Genomic DNA, 23,645 nt, shown 5'->3' on the forward strand with positions numbered 1-23,645 from the left:
GTGTTTTATTTTATACTTTTTTATTTTTTAATAAAGATGCACCAGCAATTTCAGGATGCGTCATTTCGTATGGGTCCAAAATAATATCAAGCTCTTCTGCTGTAAGTACACCATGTTCTAAGCATAGCTCCCTAACAGACTTTCCTGTCGCGATTGCTTCACGTGCAATGCGAGAAGCTGCTTCATAACCAATATGAGGATTCACTGCTGTAATAACTCCAACACTTTTTTCAACATATTGCTTAAGCAACTCTTCATTCGCTGTAATTCCTTTAATACAATATTCACGGAATACACGGAATCCATTGTTCATAATACTGATGGATTGAATTAAATTAAATACTAATACCGGCTCCATTACATTTAACTCTAATTGTCCAGCTTCTGACGCTAAGCAAATTGTATGGTCATTTCCAATTACTTGGAAAGCAACTTGGTTAATTACTTCTGCCATAACTGGATTTACTTTACCCGGCATAATAGATGAACCTGGTTGACGAGCTGGTAATTGAATTTCCGCCAACCCAACACGTGGACCAGACGCCATAATACGAAGGTCATTTGCAATTTTAGACATATTCATCATACATACTTTTAGTGCTGCAGATACTTCTGTATACGCATCTGTATTTTGCGTCGCATCAACTAAGTGCTCTGCACCAACAAGAGGGAATCCGCTAAATGTTCGTAAATGTTTAACCACTTGTTCAATGTACATAGGGTTTGCATTTAATCCCGTACCGACAGCTGTCGCACCCATATTAACTTCGTATAAATGTTGACGAGACTGTTTAATTCTTTTTATATCACGCTCTAGCACTCTGCTATATGCTTCGAATTCTTGCCCCAGGCGAATTGGAACTGCATCTTGCAAATGTGTACGCCCCATTTTAATAACGTGATCAAACTCTTTTGCTTTATCATGAAAAGCAGAGTGAAGTTCTTCCATTGTAACAAGAAGTTCTTCTAGCATCATAAGAGTTGCAATATGAATCCCAGTTGGGAACGCATCATTTGTTGATTGGGCCATGTTCACATGAGTGTTTGGGCTAATTTTCGCATATTCACCTTTTTCGTATCCCATACGTTCTAACGCTCTATTAGCAATTACTTCATTAGTATTCATATTAATTGAAGTACCTGCCCCGCCCTGAATTGGGTCTACAATAAATTGATCATGGAACTTTCCATCCATAATCTCTTGTGCAGCTTCTGCAATTTCTTGTCCGATATCTTTAGCTAAGTAACCTGTATCTATATTCGCAAGCGCTGCCGCTTTTTTTACAATTGCCATTGCCGTAATGAGTGACGGATGAATGCGGTATCCTGTAATAGGAAAGTTTTCTACGGCGCGTAATGTTTGTACACCATAATAAGCTACACTCGGTACTTCCTTTTCACCTAAAAAATCTTTTTCTATACGTATATCCTTCGCTGCTATCATTTTTCATCACCTATACTTTTCATTCTAAATCCTTATCTAAAGAATTCGCCCTATAAAATACGAGTATCATTAAATGAATTCTTCAGTATCCACTTTCACTATATAGCACCTTTTTTGAAAGCGCAAACATTTATTTTTCTATATATACTTTTTATTAAAGTTTATATAATAGAAAATCCATTCATTCTTCTACTTTCTTTATTTCAACTCGCTTAATTTGATGCATATCCTTTTCAAGAACTTTAAAAGAAAAGCCGTGTTCCTCAATAATATCCCCCTCAGCAACGATCTGTTTTTGTACCATAATCCAACCACCAATTGTATCAACATCATCAGCGACCAAATGTATGCCAAATAAATCATTTACTTCGCTAATAAGCACTTTCCCCTCTACAATTTTACACACTTCACTTATATGTTCTATAGGTGGATTCTCATCTTCATCGTATTCATCTCGGATTTCTCCAACAATTTCTTCTAAAATATCTTCCAATGTAACAATCCCTGCTGTGCCACCATATTCATCATATAATACAGCTAATGGAATGCGCCTTCTTTGCATTTGCAATAGTAAATCATGGATTGGGATATTTTCTAACACTTCAATAACTGGACGTGTATATGGTGTAATCGAACACTCTTCATCTCGATTACCATCCATATAACGAATAAATAGGTCCTTTACATTAACCATCCCAATAATTTCATCTTTATCTTCACCAAATACTGGATATCTCGTATATTTTTCTTGTGCGATTACTTTAATATGTGTCTCAAACGGCTCATCTTCATATAAGCCAACAACTTCAGTACGAGGTACCATAATTTCCTTTGCTACCCTGTTATCAAATTCAAAGATGTTATTTACATATTTAAATTCAGTTTGATTAATCTCGCCACTCTCATAACTCTCAGACAAGATTAATCTTAGTTCCTCCTCAGAATGCGCAACTTCATGTTCAGAAGCCGGATGTAAACCAAATAAGCCTGTCACAAATCGTGCAGAGCCATTTAAAGCCCAAATAAATGGATACATAACTCGGTAAAAATAAATAATGGGCTTTGATAATAATAAGCTAACTTGCTCTGCTTTTTGGATTGCAAAAGTCTTTGGAGCAAGTTCACCAATTACAACATGTAAAAACGTAATAACTGCAAATGCAATAATAAATGAAACTGTACTTGCAATTGCAGGAGATAAATCCAATTTTAAAAACAGCGGTTCGAGTAAATGTTTAATCGTCGGTTCTCCTAACCACCCGAGCCCTAAAGCAGTAATCGTAATTCCTAACTGACATGCCGATAAATACTCATCTAAATTTGAAGTTACTTTTTTAGCTGCCAATGCGCCTCGTCTTTTTTCACTAACGAGTTGATCGATACGACTGCTACGTACCTTTATAATTGCAAACTCTACAGCTACAAAGAAACCTGTTAGCGCAATAAGAACTGCTACCATCAATAATTTTAAAATATCCACATATGTCCTTTAGCTTTTCTTAGCTAAAGTTACACCTCCTTTAAATAAAGAAGTTTCACTTTAGTTTCTTCATTTACTTGAAAGCAACCCTATATAAAATTCACCAATTTTCAGCCCTCATACAATTCTAATGGCAAACCGTCAGGATCTTGGAAAAAGACGAATTTTTTTCCCGTTATCTCGTCAACACGTATCAATTCCGTCTCAACATCGCATCGGTTTAAATGTTTAACAGCATCTTCTATATCAGTAACCGCAAAAGCTAAATGTCTAAGGCCAGTAGCCTCTGGAAAGCTTGCGCGGTCAGGCGGACTTGGAAATGAAAATAATTCAATTTGATACTCTCCTCCTACACATAAATCTAACTTATACGAATTTCGTTCCTTTCTATATACTTCATTCTTCACTTTGAAACCTAATATTCGTGTATAAAAATCCTTTGACACTTCATAATTTGAACAAATAATTGCAACGTGATGTATTCTACATATATTCATGATTCCTCTATTCCTCTCTTTACCAAACATGTATATTCTCACTTTAAATGAAAAACATATATATATCAGAATATCTCTTTTTAGGGGGCTTATTATGAAATTTATCACTTTTTTCGTTGGACTTATCGTTGTTTTTTTCCTTGCCTACATTGCTAGTAACAATAAAAAACATATTAAATTCAAACCAATTTTCATCATGCTTATTATACAGTTAATTTTAACCTATTTATTATTAAATACAGAAGTTGGCCTCATACTTATTACGATAATTTCCAACCTGTTTACGAGGCTACTTGAATATGCTGCCAGTGGTATAAACTTTGTATTTGGCGGTCTTGCAAATAAAGGGGAAATGCCATTTTTCCTTAACGTATTATTACCGATTGTCTTTATCTCCGTCTTAATTGGTATATTACAACATTTCAAAATACTACCATTCTTCATTCATTGGATTGGTTTCTTTCTCAGTAAAATAAACGGTCTTGGGAAATTAGAATCTTACAACGCCATTGCTTCCGCTATTGTCGGCCAATCAGAAGTTTTTATTACGGTAAAAAAACAATTAGCCCAAATTCCAAAACATAGACTATATACACTTTGCGCCTCTGCTATGTCAACAGTATCTATGTCCATTGTCGGTGCCTATATGACGATGATTGAACCAAAATATGTAGTAACCGCACTCGTTCTCAATTTATTTAGTGGTTTTATTATCGTACTCATTATTAATCCTTACGACGTTAACGATGATGAAGACATTTTGGAAATCAAAGGGGAAAAACAAAGTTTCTTTGAAATGCTTGGAGAATACATTCTTGATGGTTTTCGCGTAGCAATTGTCGTCGGTGCTATGCTCATTGGATTCGTCGCATTAATGAGTTGCATTAATGACCTATTCCTCATTATATTCGGCATTACTTTCCAACAACTAATAGGCTATGTATTCGCTCCTATTGCATTTCTGATCGGCGTACCAAGTTCTGAAATTGTCACAGCTGGTAGCATTATGGCAACAAAGCTTGTAACAAATGAATTTGTAGCAATGATGGATCTTAGTAAAATTTCCAACACTCTCTCTATCCGTACAGTTGGTATTATTTCTGTCTTCCTCGTTTCTTTTGCCAACTTTTCTTCCATTGGAATTATTTCCGGTGCGGTAAAAGGGTTAAACGAAGAACAAGGAAATGTTGTTGCCCGCTTCGGCCTAAAATTACTATACGGAGCTACTCTTGTTAGTATTTTATCTGCGATTATTGTAAGTATTATGCTTTAATTAGGTAAAATTTTATCATTTTCTTATCCCTGTCTTTTGTATACACTAACGAATAGATGTCTTATAAAGTGAAACTTTAATCAGAGGGGGCTATCCCCCACTGATTATTAGTTGAACCAATCGGGCAGTTATCTCCCACCTAACTTCCTTGCATTCGCTGGACTTTGAGGTGGGAGTTTTACTGCCCGTTAATGCGGGATAAATAATCAAGACATCTATTTTTTATACATGTACAATACCTTTTATTTAGCGTAAAATATTTTTTATGTGTTTTAATACACTTTTAGATGTATACACTTTGATTGTTTTAAAGGAGAAAAAATGATGAAATCCGACATTAACAACGAAACTCGAGCCAAAAAAGGACGTTCAAAGAAAAAGCGCCTACTTTGGTTCCTTCTTATTCCCTTACTTATTGTAGCAATGGGAGCAGGAGGCTATTCCTTCCATATATACAGTAAAGCAAAATCCGTCTTAAGCAACGCCTATTCTGAACTCGGCCGAGGAGATAAATCCAGCAAACGTGAAAAAGCTGTTAAACCTATGACTGATAATATTTCTGTCCTGATCATGGGTGTTGATGAAAGTGATATTAGGGAAAAAGGTTACGGAAAAGCGACTCGTACAGATGCATTACTACTTGCAACAATTAATAAAAATGATAAATCTGTTAAACTAGTCAGCATTCCACGTGATTCACGCGTCTACATTAAATCACGTGATAAATATGATAAAATTACACATGCACACGTATTCGGTGGTGTAGACAGCACAATTGATACAGTAGAAAAATTTTTAGATGTCCCAGTTGATTACTACGTAAAATTTAATTTCAAATCCTTTATCAAGATCGTTGATTCTCTAGGTGGTATAACTGTCGACGTTCCAGTTGAGTTCACAGAACAAAACAGTAGCGACGAAGCAGATGCAATTCACCTAAAAAAAGGGCGTCAACATTTAAATGGAGAAGAAGCACTTGCACTAGCTAGAACTCGCCATATTGACAGTGATTATATGCGCGGTCAACGACAACAACTTGTTTTAGAAGCTATTGCTGAAAAAGCACTATCTCTCAATTCCATTAATAAAATCGGAAGCCTATTAGATGCTGTCGATACAGACTTAAAAACAAATTTAACTTTTGATGATATGATGACTATTGCAAAAAATTCAATGGGTTCAAATTTAAAAATGGATAAATTGCAAGTGGAAGGTACTGATAAATATATAGGTGGTATTTATTATTACGTTCCAAACGAAAAAAGTGTTAATGATATATCGACAACACTTCAAGAACATCTCGGTGTTACGAATAAAAATGAGCATAAAAAATTATAATAAAAAGGCTGCTAGATTTTTCTAAGCAGCCTTTTTATTATAATTTTCAACATATTTCTCATGCATATTGTGACAAAAAGAGACAATTATTACAACGGTGTAACATTTTTTATAAAAACATTACACGCGTAGTGAAAATAATAGTATACTAGTACGTACATAATGTTATTTTCATCATTTTTATACAAAAAATGTAATACATATATTTATACAAATTTTTCTGGGGGGAAATAAATGAAGCTAAGCAAAATACTGATTGGTTCCGCTATTGCTGGTGGCATATTACTTTGTGTTGGTGGTGTTGGTGGATATCAATATGTATCCAAATTAAATAATCAACTAAATACAACTGCACTACCAAACACTACATTTGAAGGTATTTCTCTTGATGGAAAAAATAAAGCAGATATTCAAGCCATTGTTAATCAAAAGGTGAATGAATTAAATCAAAAATCTCTTAACTACGTATTCCAAAATGATAAACAAAATTACACATGGAAAGATTTAGGAGTAGATTATAAAGAGAAGGATATTGTCGACAATATCTTTAAAGAACAAGAAGGAAACGTAATGAATCGTTACAACATGCGTAAGCAAGCTGAAAAAGGTGAAGTAAAACGTGACTATAAATTAACACCACAATTAAATACAACAACTTATGAAACCTTTATAAAGGATAAATATAATGAAACATTAAAAAATCCTGTCAACGCCGAATTAAGTGTTGAAGGCTCTACAGTGAATATTAGCCAAAGTCAAAATGGGGAAAAAATTGATAAAGGACAATTAACCCCTTTAACAAATCAGGCTATTACTTCTGGCACATCCGATGTCGCATTACCAGTTACACCAATAAAACCTGAACGTTCTACAGAAGATATACAACAAATGGGGATTAAAGAAGTGATTGCTGAATACTCTACCCCAATGGCTGGCCGTAATGGAAATCAGTCCTATAACGTAAATAAGTCAGCTAATACTTTAAGTGGAGTTATTGTAGCACCTGATGAAACGTTTAGTTTTAATGGCCGTGTTGGCGTAACTGATGCTGCAAATGGCTATAAATCCGCAGCAGTATATTCACAAGGTAAAGTTATACAAAGTGCAGGCGGAGGTGTTTGCCAAGTAAGTAGTACTTTATATAGCGCAGCTTTAAGGGCAGATTTAGGAATTGTTTCTCGAAGCAATCATTCTCTGCCTGTAAATTATTTACCACTTGGGCAAGATGCAGCAGTGGCAGATTATGGTCCGGATTTAAAATTTAAAAACAATACAGGTAAGCATATTTACATTCAAGCATTTTCAAATGGTGGCAGTATTACTACACGTATTTTCGGTACAAATACTGGTAAAAATGTTGAAGTTTCTTCTCAAGTAATTAGTAATACTGGTGATAAAATAACAGCGGTTACGTATAAAAAAGTAACACAAAACGGTGAAGTAATATCAAATGGACAAATTTCAAAAAGCGTATATAAAAGTGCCCCAAAACAATGAGATAATATCAAACGGACAAATTTCAAAAAGCGTAAAGAAAAAGGCGTGATCTACTCACGCCTTTTTCTTTTGCAATAATAGTAAAAAAGTTTCAAGATGGTCTTTCGTTTCTTCTAAAGACCACATACGATTCCCTTGCTTCGCAGCTAATACGCACGCTTCTTCCCACGCGTTCTTTTTCTTCATATTTACTAATTCATCGCGTAATTTCAAAACAATTTCTTCGTCTTCTTGCTCTATAAACTCTTCCATCACACTTACTATTTCATCCTCATGAATACTTAACGTACAGTACGATTTAAGAAAGTATTGTAATGTTGGATACATATATACTCCCCCTTTATTTATCTGATGGATAAGAAGTAATAATCTTAAATCCTAGATCTCCTGATTTATCTCTCGCTAAAACAGTAACAGTCTTTACTAGTTTGTCTTTTACATTCATATTTTTCTTTATTACTGTTTTTCCAACTGGGAATGAATGAGTTGTATTCAATACAAGGCGAGCCTCTTTAGAGTTTTTCAACCAATCCTGAATTTCTTTATCATGTTGTTTTAAACTATCTTTCACAGCCTTTGTCGCTGTTTCCTTATCATAGTATGTACTTGCCGCTGAAACTTTATCTGTCTTCAAACGATTCTTCAAATCCTCTTCTGATTTGCCTACATGCCTTTCAATCGTATGACCATTTTTAGGTGGCCCTTCCATTTCATCTAAAATATTATCACTAATTTTTTCTACTGATGTAGAATGATCCTCTTTTGTTTTTTCTGTTTTTTGTTCTTTTCCTGCACATCCACTTAAAATCAGCATTAGTGCTAATAAACTACTTAGGAAAAGACTACTTAGTCGTTTCATCGTATCACCTCTTCCATGATTATTATCGTAACTCCACTAAAAGTCAATTTCACAAAGGAAAAATGCATACAATTTTAAAATCCCCCTTCATTTTGCTATATTTTCCAATCTTTTTCATCAAATCACTGTTTTCCACCTACCTTAAAATATACCCCCCTGTTTTTATTATTATTTCCCGGATGAAAACACCAATCATAACACTCCATAAACCCTTTAAATATAGGATTTATGGAGTGTTTTTTAAATAGAATAAATATACCCCTACTTTTATATACCCGATACCTATATAAGGTATACAAATCCCTTTCTATCAACTGTTTTCTACATTATGTAAATTTGCACTTGCCTATACAATGGAAATATGGTGTAATGCAAAAAAAGATAAAGGATTTTATAAAATGGCTGAAACAATTCAAAACTTCTTAACAGACTATTATTCAATCGCAATTCCACTTAGTATCTTAATCAACATCATCATCAGTCTTTTAGGTTTTATCCCTAGTATTTTTTTGACCGCCATTAATATACAGCTCTTCGGTGTAACAAATGGCACAATCATTTCGATCTCAGGTGAGGCATTAGGGGCTATTATCTCGTTTTATATTTATCGCATAGGCCTTCAAAAGTTCACTCACGATAAAGTAAATAAGTATCCAAAGGTAGAACGTCTTCTTTACGTAGAAGGCAGAGAGGCATTTCTACTCGTCCTATCTTTTCGTTTTATTCCTTTCATTCCGTCCAGTATCGTTACTTTATTTGCAGCTCTCGGCAAAATGTCATTACTCTCTTTCAGTATTGCCAGTACAATAGGGAAAGTACCAGCCTTATTGATTGAAGTATATTCTGCATATCATGTCATTAACGGAACAAATGAAGCGAAATGGATTATTACAATCGCAGGTTGTGTTGGATTATTTTATTTGTGGAAAAAATGGAGAAAAAAATAAAGAAGGAGCATAGGCTCCTTCTTTATTTTTTGAAGTATATTCTATTAATATATATCTCTTACGAATAGAAATATCTTAGTTTACACCAACAGCACTAAATGATTGCTTAACTGCTGCTACTTCTGCAGAGCTAGCACCATATAAATCAGCTGCTGCTTGCACTAAGCCAGCACGCGCTTGGCTAAATGTAGTAGATTGCGTGAAATACTGTGTATTTGCACGGTAGTAAATTGCACCTAATTTATCTTTGCCGATACCATTTACAGTTACACCAGAATGCGTACCGCCATTTGCTAATAAATAAGCTTGTTTGTTAATAATTCCGCTGTTTGTATGAACTCCACCGTTATCACTTGAACCAGTGTAACGCTTAGAATAATGGTCTGGGTCACCATACTTTGCAGGATCACTCATAGAACGAAGTGCATCTCCCGCTTTACCAGGTGTATAAATATCTTCACCAATCTCCCAATCTGGGTTACGGTTATCATAATACTCTACTAACGTACCAAAAATATCAGAAACTGCTTCATTTAACGCTCCTGATTCATTTTGATAAATTAAATCTGAACTGTTTTCCGTAACAGCATGTGTTAATTCATGGCCAATTACATCAATGCCACCAGATAACGAAGTAAATGTTACACCATCACCATCTCCGTAGACCATTTGTGAGCCGTTCCAGAACGCATTATTATATTTACTTCCATAATGAACTGTTGATTTTAATGGTGCTCCCGCATCATTAATAGAATTTCGGTTAAATGTAGCTTTATAGTAATCATATGTTCTGCCTGCATAGTAATGAGCATCAACTGCCGCTGCATCATATGCTGCATTGAAAACATTATCTGCATCTGCCCATAATGTTCCTGGTAACGTCGAACGATTTTTCGCATCATATGTGAAAATCGTTGCTCCGCGCGTATTATCCTGTAAGTAGTAAGATGATCCAGATAACGTTGTATTAAGCGATTTCGTATCTCCTAATACACCTTTACCAGTTCCCACTTTATTCGTTCCTGTTACAGGCTTTACAACCGCTTTCGCTTCCTGTTTAGGAGCATCTTGCTTAACTGGTGACTTATCATCATTCGTTACATGATCAAGTTTATTATATTTATTTAACACTTTACCGCTTTCCGCTTCAATGAAATAGTAATAGTTTCCTGGATTTGGCTCTAAGAAGTTTAAATTCACAACATATGCATATGTTGTTTCTTCACCATTTTGATATACATATAAATCCGCTTTTGGATCCACCTCATATTTAGGTGTTACCCCTAAATCTTGTTGCGCGATTTCAATTGCTTTTGCGCCTTCAATCTTATTTTTGTTTTTCAACTTTTCCTTCTTGTCTAAATCAGGCGCAACTGTTCCAGACAGTACTTTTAAAGAACCATCTTTACTTACGTGAGCTACTTGAGTAGACCCCCATACAGGTACTCCCTCGTAAACTTGTTGCATACGTACTACTGTTGAATCAGTTACAGCATCTTTTTTCACTTGTTTCACTTTGAAAGAATCTTGGGCACTCTTTTCTCCTAACTTATAATCACCTTTTGCCGCGTTTAAGTAATCAAACACAACAGATTCCGCTTTCTTACCAGTCGCTCCAGTTAGATCACCAGAAATAAACTCAGGTGACTGTACCGTCTCATTGTACTTCTTTGTAGAGAGCACATTTTTAGAATCCGCAAATGCAGAGCCTGTCCCTCCAAATGTAGTAACTGCCATTCCTGTCGCTAACACTAACGCTAAACTCTTCCTTTTCATATAACCTTCCCCCTAATAAAAAATTTTTGAAAAAGAGTAATTTCATATTAGCATTATGTTTCCACTATTAATATACTAAAAATTCAAATAATTTTTTTCTCAAGTTTTGTAGAATTTTAGGGAACAAATAATGAGAAACCCCTTTCCGTTTGGAAAGGGGTTTTTCATTATCATACATTTACAGTTTGTGATACACTAGCATCTAATCCATAAGTATCCGGCTTACTCGTATACTGTACTCCGCCGACAATTGTAAGTACTACTACAACTGCTAAAATTCCAGCTAATGCTTTTTTCATTTTTCATCCTCCTTATGCTTTTCTAACATTTCAATAACTAGCTTATAATAGTGATTACTTTGCTCAAAGTTTAGTAACTTCGAAAAATATTCCGCAAGCTCCACATATACTTTCTTCAGTTCTATTTTATTACCTGCTGATTTATAAAACGGAATAGCTTCTAATTCTAGAAATTGTTTATACTCTCGCGCCTCTTCAAAATACTTATTTCGAAGCATAAGCAGTAAATACAATTTTGTATTAAATCTCTCTTCACGTTTAGCAGCGCCAATACCTTTCTCAATCCATTCTCTTGCTTCTTCAAACTGCTCTAATTTAATACACGCTAATGCCATTTCATATAATGTGTCTATATAATTTAAATCTATTTGTTTTTGAAGTTGTAAACTCTCTAAATAATAATCTTTCGCTTGATTATATGTTTTCTTTTTATAGTATATATTCCCAATATTACTTAAAGTAATAGCCATTAGAACGTCTTTATCTGCAAAAGCCCCTGATTCCCTCAGTATACTCTCATACATTTCTAAAGCTTCTTCATATTGCCCTTGTTCCGCATAACTTAATGCAATAAGAATTTGACAGTTTATCACGTTCCTAAATTTATACTCATTTCTAAATGCCTCTAGTGCAATATTTGCAAAATGCAACGTAAGATGTTGGATTTCCAAATGACTATAAGTAAGAGCGATATTATAATAAATTCCTGTCTCATGATATCCTAGCTCTTTTGCCATGATTTCTGTCTCTAACAAATAACTTAATCCCTTTTTCCACTTATATTGTAAACAGCATAATAATCCTTTACTATACGTATACAACAACTTCTGAAAAGGTGAGAATTTCTTATATGCCTTCTTAAGTTTCTCCAACTCTTCTGCAATCGTCAGCAAGTCCCTTTTTATCATTAAATAACGTATATTAAGTAGTTTATAATAATTTATAATTTCAAAATCTAAAACATGTTGCATATCTTCTTGTAATTCATTATATATACGTTCAACCTGTGCCTTGTCCAAACGGATTAATGCATTCAACCACTCGTCCAACTTCACCTTCACATCTTCTTCTACATCTCTCAAATCCGTCACAGCAATTTCTAGTCTTGTGCAGAGCAATTGTAGAATTTCTTCTGATGCTTCAATCTTTCCATTTTCGATCTTACTTAAGTATGAGACAGAACAAATGCCCTGACATAATTCTTCTTGTGTCATTTTTTGCTGTAGCCGTTTATAAAAGACTTGCTTGCCTATTTTTTCTAATGTTTGTTGCATTGTCCTCCTCCATTCTCATTACCCCCATTACTCTAATAATACATAAAATCTAAAGAAATATAAATTGATAAATGTAAATTTTCTAAAAAATATGCATTATTTCATTTTTTTCTCTCTTGACTTCAATCCCCTATTACTTCTTTGCTACGAAAGGGGAAAAATTGGTATACTATAACCAAATTACGGAGGTGTTTTCGCAATGAATCATTATAAAGACGATAGTTACGCCTTACATACAGATTTATATCAAATCAACATGGCTTATACATATTGGAAAGATGGTATTCATACTCGCCGTTCTGTTTTTGATCTATACTTTCGAAAGCTTCCGTTTGAAAACGGCTATGCTGTTTTTGCTGGGCTTGAAAAAATTGTAGAGTACATAGAAAATTTCAGCTTTACCGAAAGTGATCTCGCTTATTTAGCCGAGCTGCAATTTGAAGAAGACTTCCTTCATTATTTACAAAATATGAAGTTCACTGGAATAATTCGTAGTATGCAAGAAGGCGAAGTTGTTTTTAATAATGAGCCTTTATTACGTGTCGATGCACCACTTGGCGAGGCACAAATAATTGAAACCGCCCTCTTAAATATTGTAAATTACCAAACATTAATTGCTACAAAAGCTGCACGTATGAAGCACGCTGCAAATAATGATGAACTTTTAGAGTTTGGTACAAGACGTGCTCATGAGTTTGATGCTGCCCTTTGGGGAACACGAGCTGCTTTCATTGGCGGTTTCTCTTCTACAAGTAACGTTCGGGCAGGGAAACGCTTTGGCATCCCTGTAGCCGGCACACATGCCCACTCTTTCGTTCAAGCATATCGTGATGAATATGTTGCGTTTAAAAAATATGCTGAAACACATAAAAAATGCGTATTTCTCGTCGATACATACGACACTTTGAAATCTGGTGTTCCAAATGCGATTCGTGTCGCAAAAGAATTCGGGGATCGTATCAATTTTTATGGCATTCGCCTGGATAGTGGTGATATGGCATATTTATCAAAGGAAGCAAGAAAACAACTTGATGAAGCTGGATTTACAAACACAAAAATTATCGCTTCTAGCGATTTAGATGAATATACGATTATGCATTTGAAATCTCAAGGGGCAAAGATTGATGTATGGGGTGTTGGCACAAAGCTGATTACAGCCTTTGAGCAACCAGCATTAGGGGCTGTTTACAAACTAGTCGCTATTGAAGATACTGACGGAAAATTAAATGATACAATTAAAATTTCATCTAACCCTGAAAAAATTACCACTCCAGGACTTAAACGAATTTATCGTATTATTAACCGTGTTAACGATCATACAGAAGGCGATTATATTGCGTTAGAGTCAGAAGAACCTGGAAAAGAAGAACGTTTAAAAATGTTCCATCCTGTTCACACATATATAAGTAAATTCGTAACAAACTTTGAAGCACGCGAACTGCATCAAGATATTTTCGTTAACGGTAAAAGAACGTATGAATTACCCAATATATTAGATATCCAAAAATATAACGAACGCAGCCTCTCACTATTTTGGGAAGAGTATATGCGAACTTTAAACCCTGAAGAGTACCCTGTCGATTTAAGCCAAGAATGTTGGGATCATAAAATGAATTATATTCAAACTGTTCGAGAAAAGGTTGCGAAAAATATACAAAAATAAACAGAGAAGTTTCTCCTTCTCTGTTTTTTTCAATATTACGTTACCAACAGTCATCCTCAATAACACAGTAAAATAATAAAAATAAGAGAGGGCGTAATCGCGCCCTCTCTTATTTTTATAAATCTTTCACTCTCAGTACACGCATTGCATTTAAAACTGCAAGTAGCGTCACACCAACATCTGAGAAGACTGCTTCCCACATTGTTGCAATACCAAAGGCGCCGAGTAATAACACTAACCCTTTTACCCCTAATGCAAATATAATATTTTGCCATACGATGCTACGTGTACGTTTTGCAATTTTTACTGCTGTCACAATTTTTGAAGGCTCATCAGTCATAATAACGATGTCAGCAGCTTCAATTGCTGCATCTGACCCTAAACCGCCCATCGCAATACCAACGTCCGCCCTTGCTAGTACTGGCGTATCATTAATACCATCACCGACAAATGCAATCTTTTCTTTACCGCGTTTTGCTGCATCAATTTTTTCGATTTCTTCTACTTTTTGGTGTGGTAATAATTCGGCATGAACTTCATCTAAACCTAATTCTTTACCAACAGCTTCACCAACTGATTTTGCATCACCAGTTAACATGACTGTTTTCTTAATACCCAGTTCTTTTAACTTTTGAATTGCTTGTTTTGAATCCTCTTTTACCTCATCAGAGATAACAATATAACCTGCATATTTACCATCTACAGCAACATGAACTAGTGTACCTACTGTATTTGGTTGCTTAAATGTAATGTTTTCTTTTCTCATTAATTTAGCATTACCTGCGAAAATTTCTTTTCCTTGTACTTTTACAACCGTACCATGACCAGAAATTTCACTATAGTCTTCAATAGTATTTTCATCGATTGATTTTCCATATGCATTTCGAATAGATTGTGCAATCGGATGATTTGAATATACTTCTGCAAACGCTGCATATTCTAATAGCTCTTCTGCTGTAATACCTTCACTAGGCTCCATCTTCGTAACTTTAAAGACACCTTTTGTTAATGTTCCTGTTTTATCAAAAACGATATATTTCACATCATTCAATGCTTCTAAATAGTTACTTCCTTTTACTAAAATACCACTTTTAGATGCCCCACCAATACCGCCAAAGAATCCAAGAGGAATCGATACAACGAGCGCACATGGACAAGAGATTACTAAGAACACTAAAGCTCTATAAATCCAATCGGAGAATGTAGCACCCTCTAAAATAAGTGGTGGAATAAATGCCATTATTGCTGCTGTTATAACTACAACAGGAGTATAATAACGTGCAAACTTCGTAATAAAGTTTTCTGTTGGCGCTTTTTTGCTACTTGCATTTTGTACTAAGTCTAAAATTTTCGATACAGTCGATTCACCGAACTCTTTTGTAACTTCAACAGTTAATACACCATTTTGGTTTACAAAACCACTTAATACGTCATTACCAACTTCTACTTCTCGCGGTACAGACTCACCTGTTAACGCTGAAGTATCCATCATTGATGTTCCCTCAATTACTTTCCCGTCTAACGGTACTTTTTCACCTGGTTTTACGATAATATACTCACCAATTTGCACATCTTCTGGTGATACTTGTTTCGTTTCGTTTCCAACTTTCACATTCGCATAGTCAGGACGAATATCCATTAATGACGTAATTGATTTTCGAGAACGATTTACTGCAATACTTTGGAACAGTTCCCCCACTTGATAAAATAGCATAACTGCTACCGCTTCTGGATATTGTTGAATCGCGAAAGCTCCTAAAGTTGCAATTGCCATTAAAAAGTTTTCATCGAATACTTGGCCGCGAGTTATGTTTCTTACCGCTCTCCAAACGATATCTCCACCTATTAATAAATACGCAAGGACGAATAATGGAATTGTTATCATTTGCGGTAATCCGGCTAATGCAGCAATTCCTGTCAAAATTCCACCGACTACTAATCGTCCTATCATCTTTTTCACATTTCCATCACCATGATCATGGCCGTGGTCGTGTCCCTTTTCCTCTTCACGAACAACTTTTACATCCGGCTCTAACTTTTGAACAATATTTTTTATATTTTGCACAGTCGATTCAAGTTCTCTTTTATTCGCAACTTCTACTCGTAATTTCTTTGATACGAAATCAACAGTCGCTTCTGAAACGGTTGGCATTTCTTTTACCTTATTTTCAATCTTCATTGCACAATTTGCACAATCTAAGCCTTCTAATACAAATACTTCTTTTATTGATTTTGTTTTTTGTTCTTCTTGCACTTTAATATGCGGCTCTAATTTTGTAACAAGTTGCTTCGCTTCCGTAACAACTTGATTTTCTTTATTTTGCGGTGTTTCTAAAAGCATCGTTTTTGTTGCAAAGTTTACGGAACAAGACGTTACTCCTTCTATATTCCCAACACCTTTTTCAATTTTCATTGCACAATTTGCACAATCTAAACCTTCTAGCATAAGTTTCTTTTTCACTAATGCTTCTGCCATCGTTCTCCCTCCTCGCTTTTTTATTCTTCCTCATTTACGTGTTCAAATGCTTGCTCGAAGATATGAATTACGTGTTGATCAGCTAATGAATAATAAACTACCTTTCCTTCTTTACGGTTCTTTACAAGCTTTGCTTGCTTTAATACACGAAGCTGATGTGAGATTGAAGATTGCGTCATTCCTAATAAATAAGCTAAATCACAAACACACATTTCAGCTTCAAATAATGCATGCAATATTCTCGTACGTGTACGGTCACCTAATACTTTAAATAATTCTGCTACTTTACTTAAACTTTCATCAGTCGGAATTGTTTGTTTTACTTGATCCACGATTTCCTCGTGAATTACCGTTTGAGAACATGCTTCCTGTTGCGTTTCTACTTTATTTTCAGCCATCACAGCTCACCTCTTCATTTGAACATATGAACAATTATTCATATGTCTTATACCTTTATTATATGAGCGTCCATTCATATGTGTCAATGAATTTCCATACATTTTTTTGAACATTTCGTTCACACTTCAAAATAAACATATAAATATTCTCAGCATCTATCATGCTCTTCATACAAAAAGGATGCACGAAAGCTATCGTGCATCCCTTCTTATTTATTAATTTTCACTGCATCCACAATTAATGAAGCAAATCCTAATTTACCATCTTCATTTCTATGGTCAAAGCGCTTCGAGCGATAAATAAAACCTCCTTGCTCATTCCAATCATTATAATGAAATTCTCCATTTTCATCGCAATACTCTAGCAACTTTACTTGAAAACCCGCTGCTTCAAACATAGATACAATCGTTTTATAGTTATGTACAATTTTATGACTTGCAGCCGGATGATCTAACGGGCCAGGTCCTCCCACTTGCACACCACGCTGATATTCTTCATTGGGGAAACATGCATCCGGCACTGCACACCGAATATAACCATCATCTTGTAAAAACTCATAGCATATTTTAGCTGCTTCTATACCTTCTTCATACGATAAATGCTCCCATACGTGCTCAGCCAAAATTACTGATAAAGAATTAGTCTGAAATTTATTAATCCACGTTTCTCTTTTTAATAAATTTAATTGTTCTTCATTTGTATGTAACCAACCTGGGTTATTATTATATCCCTCTGCTCCAACGACAACTTTCGTCTCCATCTTTCCACCCCTTTTTCATATTCCGACATCAAAGTTCGACAAAATAACATTGCCCCCCTTTATTTCCCCAAAAGAAAAAGCCTTGCGCGCTCCCTAGACGCACAAGGCTTACTATCTTATATCCCTTTAATTAGCTTTTTCTAAACTATCTTGCGAACTTCCATCTTCTTTTAGATGACTGTGCTTTTTCGAATATACAAAGTATACAACTACTCCAATTGCCAACCAAACACCGAAGTATATCCATGTTTTTAACGGTAGATTTACCATTAAGAATAGACAGCATGCAACTGAAATAATCGGTAAGATTGGTACAAGTGGTACCATAAATCCGCGTTGTAATTTCGGATGCGTTTTACGAAGAATGATGACAGTTACACCAACCATCGCGAATGTTAATAACGCTCCAATATTCGCTAAATTTGACAATTCTTTTAAATCGATAAATCCAGCAATTACAGCACTACCAATTCCTGTTAACCAAACTGAAAATGTTGGTGCTTCTGTCTTCTTGTTAATTTTCGCAAAAGATTTTGGCAATAAACCGTCACGGCTCATCGCGAAGAATACACGTGTCGTAGCATAGATGTATGCGAAAATTACAGCCATAATACCAATTACAGCTCCAATAGCAATTACACCAGCCACTTTATCTTGTCCTACAACTTCTAGTACATAGGCCATCGCTTCAGGTACATCTAATTCCTTGTAAGAAACCATACCTGTCATAACGAGACAAACTACAACATAAATGATTGTACAAATGACTAATGAAGCAATAATACCAATCGGTAGATCACGTTGCGGATTTTTTACTTCTTCAGCAGAAGTTGCTAATGCATCAAATCCTAAGAAAGCGAAGAATACTGCTGCTCCTCCGGCAAAGACTCCACTTAAGCCGTACGGTGCAAATGGTATCCAGTTTTCTGGTTTCACGTAGAATACACCAACTGCAATGAATAAAACAACAATACCAATTTTAATTAATACCATTATGTTATTCACACGCTTACTTTCTTTCGTACCTCGTGATAATAACCAAGTTATCACCAACGTAACGATAACTGCGGGTAAGTTCACCATACCACCTTGCGATGGAATCGTTAACAACGCTTTTGGAATTTCAAGTCCCAATCCACTCACTAAATTATTGAAATAACCTGTCCATCCGCCAGCTACTGCGGCAGTCGTTACGACATATACGGATAGCAATGTCCATCCCATTAAATGGGCAACAAACTCACCAATTGTTGCATATGAATATGTGTACACACTACCTGAAACAGGAAGTGCAGATGCAACCTCTGCATAACATAAAGCTGCAAATCCACAAACAATTGCTGCAATCATGAATGAAAAAATAACTGCTGGACCAGCATCTCTTGCTGCTACTAATCCGGTTAATACTAGAACTCCTGTACCAATTATCGCACCAATCCCTAGCATTGTTAGGTCAAATGCCCCTAGCGTTTTCGTCAAAGTTTTACTTTTACTTTCCCCTAACAATTGCGTAACGGATTTCTTTTTGAATAGGTTGGCCACGATGAATGCCCCCTTTTACTAAGAAGAGCTAAGAGGTATTATCTCTTAGCTCTTATCATGTTGTATTATATATTGTTCGATTTTTTTTGTATAATGCTGCTATTAGCAAGATACTGTTTCTGCTTCTAATAATTCTTTTGCACCTTTGTACTCTACACCGTGAGCTTCTGCAACTGCTTCGAATGTTACATAGCCTTCTAATGTATTAATACCTTTTAATAATGCAGTGTTGCCTAGGCAAGCTTCTTTGTAGCCTTTGTTAGCAATTTGTACTGCATATGGTACTGTTACGTTTGTTAATGCAAGAGTTGATGTACGTGGAACCGCACCTGGCATGTTTGCAACTGCATAATGCACAACGCCGTGTTTTTCATAAGTTGGGTTATCATGAGTTGTAATACGGTCAGTTGTTTCGAAAATACCACCTTGGTCAATCGCGATATCTACAACAACAGAACCTTGTTCCATTGATTTAATCATTTCTTCTGTTACAAGTTTTGGCGCTTTTGCACCTGGGATTAATACTGCACCGATTACAAGATCAGATTCTTTTACAGCTTCTGCAATGTTGTACGGGTTAGACATTAAAGTTTTTACTTGGTTTCCGAAAATGTCATCTAATTGACGAAGACGTTCTGCACTTAAGTCGATGATTGTTACATCCGCACCTAGTCCAACTGCAATTTTAGCAGCATTTGTACCAGCTTGTCCACCACCGATAATTGTTACTTTACCACGTTTAACTCCTGGAACACCTGCAAGTAAGATACCTTTACCGCCTTTGTTTTTCTCAAGGAATTGTGCACCGATTTGTGCAGCCATACGACCAGCTACTTCACTCATAGGTGCAAGTAATGGTAATGAACGGTTTTCTAATTGTACTGTTTCATATGCGATAGCAACAACTTTCTTTTCAATTAACGCTTTTGTTAATTCTGGCTCTGGAGCTAAGTGTAAGTATGTGAATAAGATTAAACCTTCACTGAAGTGTTTGTATTCGCTTTCAACTGGCTCCTTAACTTTCATAACCATTTCCATGTTCCAAGCTTCTTCAGCTGTATCAACAATTTTTGCTCCCGCTTCAACATACTGAGCATCTGTGAAACCAGATCCTACACCTGCATCCTTTTGAATGAATACTTCGTGATTGTTACGAATTAAATGTACAACACCTGCTGGTGTCATTGCCACACGGTTTTCGTTGTTTTTAATTTCTGCTGGTACCCCAATACGCATAATGAAATGCCCCCTTATAATTAACAGAAAAAAGGAATTCTTTTTTCTTTTTTAAATAATTAATAACTTATGTCCTTATTCTAGCATAACTTAAAAGTTATGAAAACGCTAACATACTATTTTTTTAAAGTTTATATATTTAGAATAGTGTAAATATACTAAACATTGATTCTGTTGGGTTCTTCGTACTATTTCATCATCTATCACTCTATTTCCATTATATCCATTCAAAATACATAGTGATTATTTATTATTCGACAATAATGTAACAATACAAAAAACTAAGCACTGACGTATACATATACACTTATTACTTTGTACAATACTTTAGAAATATATTCTTTTCATAAAAAAACAGCTACTAGCATTTAGCCAGCAGCTGGATAGATCATAAATAACTTTGAAAATAAATCTTCTGTCGTTTCAGTAATTTTATCAAACATATCACTTTCACGATCTTCTTGCTCTTTTAACATCTTAATTGTTTCACGTGCGTCTTCAGGGTAATCGGTAATGATACCATCCACGTTTAACTTATAATATGCCTTTAAACTTTCCATATCATTTACTGTCCATACGTAAATTGGTTTATTTAGCTTTCGCGCTTCTTTTACTAGGCGTTTATTTAACATATATTCTTCTGCTACATAGAAATCCGCCTGTACATTCTTTAAATTAGCCCTGCTTGCAAACAATACATACCCTACTTTTATATCCGGATTTGCACGCTTAAACTCTTTAATAAGCGGGTAATGTAACGTTTGAATTACACATTGTTTCTCAAAATCGTTCTGTTTAATTATTTTTAGTACTTTCTTTACGAAATCCTTCTCATTACCGTGAAGTTTCACTTCTATATTAAGTTTTATTTTGCCTTTTGCAAGCTTAATGATCTCATCAAGTGTACTTATTTGTCCCGAGAATCCATCTTGACTAAGAGTAAGCTCCCTTAGCTCATCCATCGTCAAATCTGATACATGCACATTCGCATTCGCAAGACGTTTCAACTTCAAATCATGTATGACCGCTAGTTCGCCATCTTTCGTTTGCAAGACATCTATTTCAGCATAGTCTGCTTTTGCATCAATGGCACCTTGCACTGCTTCTTTCGTATTCTCTACACCTTTTGATATATATCCACGGTGCGCCATAATAATTGGTTCTTTATATGTGTTTGAAATAAAGGTCACAATGAAGGCAACGACCATTCCAGCAGTAATAATCCCCACGATATATACACCAATAAATTTCCATCGGTGTTTTTTAAAGAAACATTTATCTGCTTTTGTTTTTGAATAATCTAATCCCTCTTCTAATAAAACATCTTCAACCGAAACTTTCTGTAAGTATAATCTTGTTAACGCCATAATATAAAACGGCGTCATAATGAAGCTAAATAAATACAATGTACTCGTTAAGAAGACCGAAATCGTTGACTCCGCTAACAGCGCAAATGTCCCTTCTGGATTCGTAAATTCGTATACTCCCCATAAACAGAGTAAATACACTCCTATAAACAAAAGAAAGACCATTCCTACAGAGATGAAAACTCCTACTAAAAAGAACAACACTTTAAAAAAGCTTTCTTTTACTAAGTTCGCACTTTTACGTGCTGCTATGCGGAATGGTTTTTCTTCTAAAACAATAATAGGTAAAACAAAAATCCAGCGAAGATTTAAATAAGCAACTACAGCAAAGAAAGCATAATAACCAACCTGACCCATTGTCGTCTTAAATAGTTCACCTGTAATAAAATTAGGAATTTGAATTTCAGGAATTAATGCAGATTTGTATCCCATACTTAATAGCGGTAATAGCACAACTGCATACAACACAAATCCTGGTAAGCAATATGTAAAAAGAGAAGGTAAATACGTTACTGTTTTATACAAAATCGGACGTAATCTCACCTTTTGCCTTTTATGAGCGAAATACGAAATAATAATAAGCACTGCAAATTCTGTAAAAATAAGAAACAATGCTAGTATCGATAAAATTACAATCGCCAAAATCCCATATGGTGTTTTCACAAATGCTACTAATTCATCATTTGTCGCATTTGCATAACCAGCAAAGTACAATAACTTATTGAAAACAATACCTAAGAGGGGGATAAACACAATTGCAGCTAACAATTTATAGACGAGCTGAAATGTTAACACATTCCAAAAAGCAAATTGTACTGTTTGAAAGGAATGTCTCATTACTCCTGGTATAGATAGTCTTTTACGGTGTTGCATATATTCCTCCACATTCTAAAACTATATTTGAGATGGATTCCACATTTCCAGTTCCAATCCATCTTTTTAATAATAATATATTCCGCTTAACATGAACACTCTTATACATATAATGAAAAAAGTGATGGCTAATCCCATCACTTTTTTCACTCACTCTATTTTTTCTCTAGTCCTTGTCCAAATGCTTTTAAGAAACTAAAACCGAATGTAATCGCCCTGTTGATATCTGGATCTTTTAATACCTTAAAGAAATCCATCACTTTTGTTTTCTTTCCGTTTTTCAGCTCATCCGTTGCAAATTGTAATCCAGTGACTAAACTAGATGTTATTTGTTTCGTTATTTCTGGGTCCACTGAAGACAATGCCTCTCCTGCCCCCATCATATTGTTTAATGCGTTTTTTACTGGTTCACGATTCAATTGTTCAACAGCTATTTTGGAAACATCTTCTTTTGCAGCAAGTAAACTAATTGCTGCATCTAAAATTCCAGCTTTTTGCAACTGCGCTAATAGCTGCATCGTCTCTTCTACTGCTTCTCTATTTTCAGCTAGATCATTTAACAACTCATCTGTTACTTGCTGTTTTTTTTCTTCTTCTGTTACAATCTTCTTTTTAATTAAAGTAATCTCTTTTGCCATTATCTCC

At 35.1% G+C, this 23,645-nt stretch carries 20 protein-coding genes; 5 read left to right on the forward strand and 15 right to left on the reverse strand.

Annotated elements, in window-relative coordinates:
- Positions 1-10 precede the first annotated feature (10 nt).
- The 3 genes from aspA to gloA2 all read right to left on the reverse strand — a co-directional run bounded on the left by aspA (position 11) and on the right by gloA2 (position 3,421).
- Positions 11-1,444, reverse strand: coding sequence for an aspartate ammonia-lyase (gene aspA / locus ACE38F_RS24845; RefSeq protein ID WP_215598088.1), 1,434 nt, complete (start codon positions 1,442-1,444; stop codon positions 11-13).
- Between the two features lie 181 nt (positions 1,445-1,625).
- Complete coding sequence (locus tag ACE38F_RS24850; protein WP_375370780.1) at positions 1,626-2,924, reverse strand: hemolysin family protein; 1,299 nt, start codon at positions 2,922-2,924, stop codon at positions 1,626-1,628.
- Positions 2,925-3,034: 110 nt separating this feature from the next.
- Positions 3,035-3,421 carry an SMU1112c/YaeR family gloxylase I-like metalloprotein gene (gene gloA2, locus ACE38F_RS24855; RefSeq protein WP_215555203.1) on the reverse strand — a complete coding sequence of 129 codons (387 nt, stop codon included), beginning with the start codon at positions 3,419-3,421 and terminating at the stop codon, positions 3,035-3,037.
- A gap of 94 nt (positions 3,422-3,515) precedes the next feature.
- Between gloA2 and ACE38F_RS24860 the strand changes: the two genes are divergently transcribed.
- From ACE38F_RS24860 to ACE38F_RS24870, 3 genes are all read left to right on the forward strand, one after another.
- A complete protein-coding gene (locus tag ACE38F_RS24860; RefSeq protein WP_375370779.1) occupies positions 3,516-4,694 on the forward strand; it encodes a NupC/NupG family nucleoside CNT transporter in 1,179 nt (392 codons plus the stop codon).
- Positions 4,695-5,015: 321 nt separating this feature from the next.
- Positions 5,016-6,032: an LCP family protein gene (locus ACE38F_RS24865; RefSeq protein WP_375370778.1), complete on the forward strand. Its 1,017-nt coding sequence runs from the start codon at positions 5,016-5,018 to the stop codon at positions 6,030-6,032.
- A gap of 234 nt (positions 6,033-6,266) precedes the next feature.
- Positions 6,267-7,529, forward strand: a complete 1,263-nt coding sequence (locus ACE38F_RS24870) for a VanW family protein (RefSeq protein WP_375370777.1) — start codon at positions 6,267-6,269, stop codon at positions 7,527-7,529.
- 54 nt (positions 7,530-7,583) lie between these two features.
- Here the strand turns inward: ACE38F_RS24870 and ACE38F_RS24875 are convergent, their stop codons facing one another.
- Positions 7,584-7,856, reverse strand: coding sequence for a hypothetical protein (locus ACE38F_RS24875; RefSeq protein WP_002113995.1), 273 nt, complete (start codon positions 7,854-7,856; stop codon positions 7,584-7,586).
- Between the two features lie 13 nt (positions 7,857-7,869).
- Entirely contained in the window at positions 7,870-8,388 is a 519-nt protein-coding gene (locus tag ACE38F_RS24880) for an RNase A-like domain-containing lipoprotein (RefSeq protein ID WP_215555200.1), read from the reverse strand.
- Between the two features lie 398 nt (positions 8,389-8,786).
- On the opposite strand from ACE38F_RS24880, the gene ACE38F_RS24885 reads away from it, so the two are divergent.
- A complete protein-coding gene (locus ACE38F_RS24885) occupies positions 8,787-9,335 on the forward strand; it encodes a TVP38/TMEM64 family protein (RefSeq protein WP_002159331.1) in 549 nt (182 codons plus the stop codon).
- 75 nt (positions 9,336-9,410) lie between these two features.
- Here ACE38F_RS24885 and ACE38F_RS24890 read toward each other — a convergent pair whose 3' ends face one another.
- The 3 genes from ACE38F_RS24890 to ACE38F_RS24900 form a co-directional block, all read right to left on the reverse strand.
- On the reverse strand, positions 9,411-11,111 hold the full coding sequence (locus ACE38F_RS24890; RefSeq protein WP_002159332.1) for a M4 family metallopeptidase: 1,701 nt from the start codon (positions 11,109-11,111) through the stop codon (positions 9,411-9,413).
- A 170-nt stretch (positions 11,112-11,281) separates the two neighbouring features.
- Positions 11,282-11,410, reverse strand: a complete 129-nt coding sequence (locus ACE38F_RS24895) for an NprX family peptide pheromone (RefSeq protein ID WP_002159333.1) — start codon at positions 11,408-11,410, stop codon at positions 11,282-11,284.
- Complete coding sequence (locus tag ACE38F_RS24900; protein ID WP_002159334.1) at positions 11,407-12,684, reverse strand: tetratricopeptide repeat protein; 1,278 nt, start codon at positions 12,682-12,684, stop codon at positions 11,407-11,409. The genes ACE38F_RS24895 and ACE38F_RS24900 overlap by 4 nt, the downstream gene beginning before the upstream one ends.
- Before the next feature lie 199 nt (positions 12,685-12,883).
- On the opposite strand from ACE38F_RS24900, the gene ACE38F_RS24905 reads away from it, so the two are divergent.
- Positions 12,884-14,347, forward strand: a complete 1,464-nt coding sequence (locus ACE38F_RS24905; RefSeq protein WP_375370776.1) for a nicotinate phosphoribosyltransferase — start codon at positions 12,884-12,886, stop codon at positions 14,345-14,347.
- A 115-nt stretch (positions 14,348-14,462) separates the two neighbouring features.
- Here ACE38F_RS24905 and ACE38F_RS24910 read toward each other — a convergent pair whose 3' ends face one another.
- From ACE38F_RS24910 to ACE38F_RS24940, 7 genes are all read right to left on the reverse strand, one after another.
- Positions 14,463-16,823, reverse strand: a complete 2,361-nt coding sequence (locus tag ACE38F_RS24910; protein WP_375370775.1) for a heavy metal translocating P-type ATPase — start codon at positions 16,821-16,823, stop codon at positions 14,463-14,465.
- Positions 16,824-16,843: 20 nt separating this feature from the next.
- Positions 16,844-17,221, reverse strand: a complete 378-nt coding sequence (locus ACE38F_RS24915) for an ArsR/SmtB family transcription factor (protein WP_002010461.1) — start codon at positions 17,219-17,221, stop codon at positions 16,844-16,846.
- A 209-nt stretch (positions 17,222-17,430) separates the two neighbouring features.
- Positions 17,431-17,982 (reverse strand): class I SAM-dependent methyltransferase, encoded by a 552-nt coding sequence (locus ACE38F_RS24920; protein ID WP_375370774.1) that lies wholly within the window; start codon positions 17,980-17,982, stop codon positions 17,431-17,433.
- 126 nt (positions 17,983-18,108) lie between these two features.
- Positions 18,109-19,524 (reverse strand): amino acid permease, encoded by a 1,416-nt coding sequence (locus ACE38F_RS24925; RefSeq protein WP_375370773.1) that lies wholly within the window; start codon positions 19,522-19,524, stop codon positions 18,109-18,111.
- A 102-nt stretch (positions 19,525-19,626) separates the two neighbouring features.
- Complete coding sequence (gene ald, locus ACE38F_RS24930) at positions 19,627-20,760, reverse strand: alanine dehydrogenase (RefSeq protein WP_002091029.1); 1,134 nt, start codon at positions 20,758-20,760, stop codon at positions 19,627-19,629.
- A 368-nt stretch (positions 20,761-21,128) separates the two neighbouring features.
- Positions 21,129-23,000, reverse strand: coding sequence for a glycerophosphoryl diester phosphodiesterase membrane domain-containing protein (locus ACE38F_RS24935; RefSeq protein ID WP_375370772.1), 1,872 nt, complete (start codon positions 22,998-23,000; stop codon positions 21,129-21,131).
- A 155-nt stretch (positions 23,001-23,155) separates the two neighbouring features.
- The gene (locus ACE38F_RS24940; protein WP_002010449.1) at positions 23,156-23,638 is read right to left on the reverse strand and encodes a helical membrane plugin domain-containing protein; all 483 of its coding nucleotides are present in this window, start codon (positions 23,636-23,638) and stop codon (positions 23,156-23,158) included.
- Positions 23,639-23,645 lie beyond the last annotated feature (7 nt).

The sequence above is a fragment of the Bacillus altaicus genome (assembly GCF_042136375.2).
In the GTDB taxonomy this organism is placed as follows: Bacteria; Bacillota; Bacilli; order Bacillales; family Bacillaceae_G; genus Bacillus_A; species Bacillus_A cereus_U.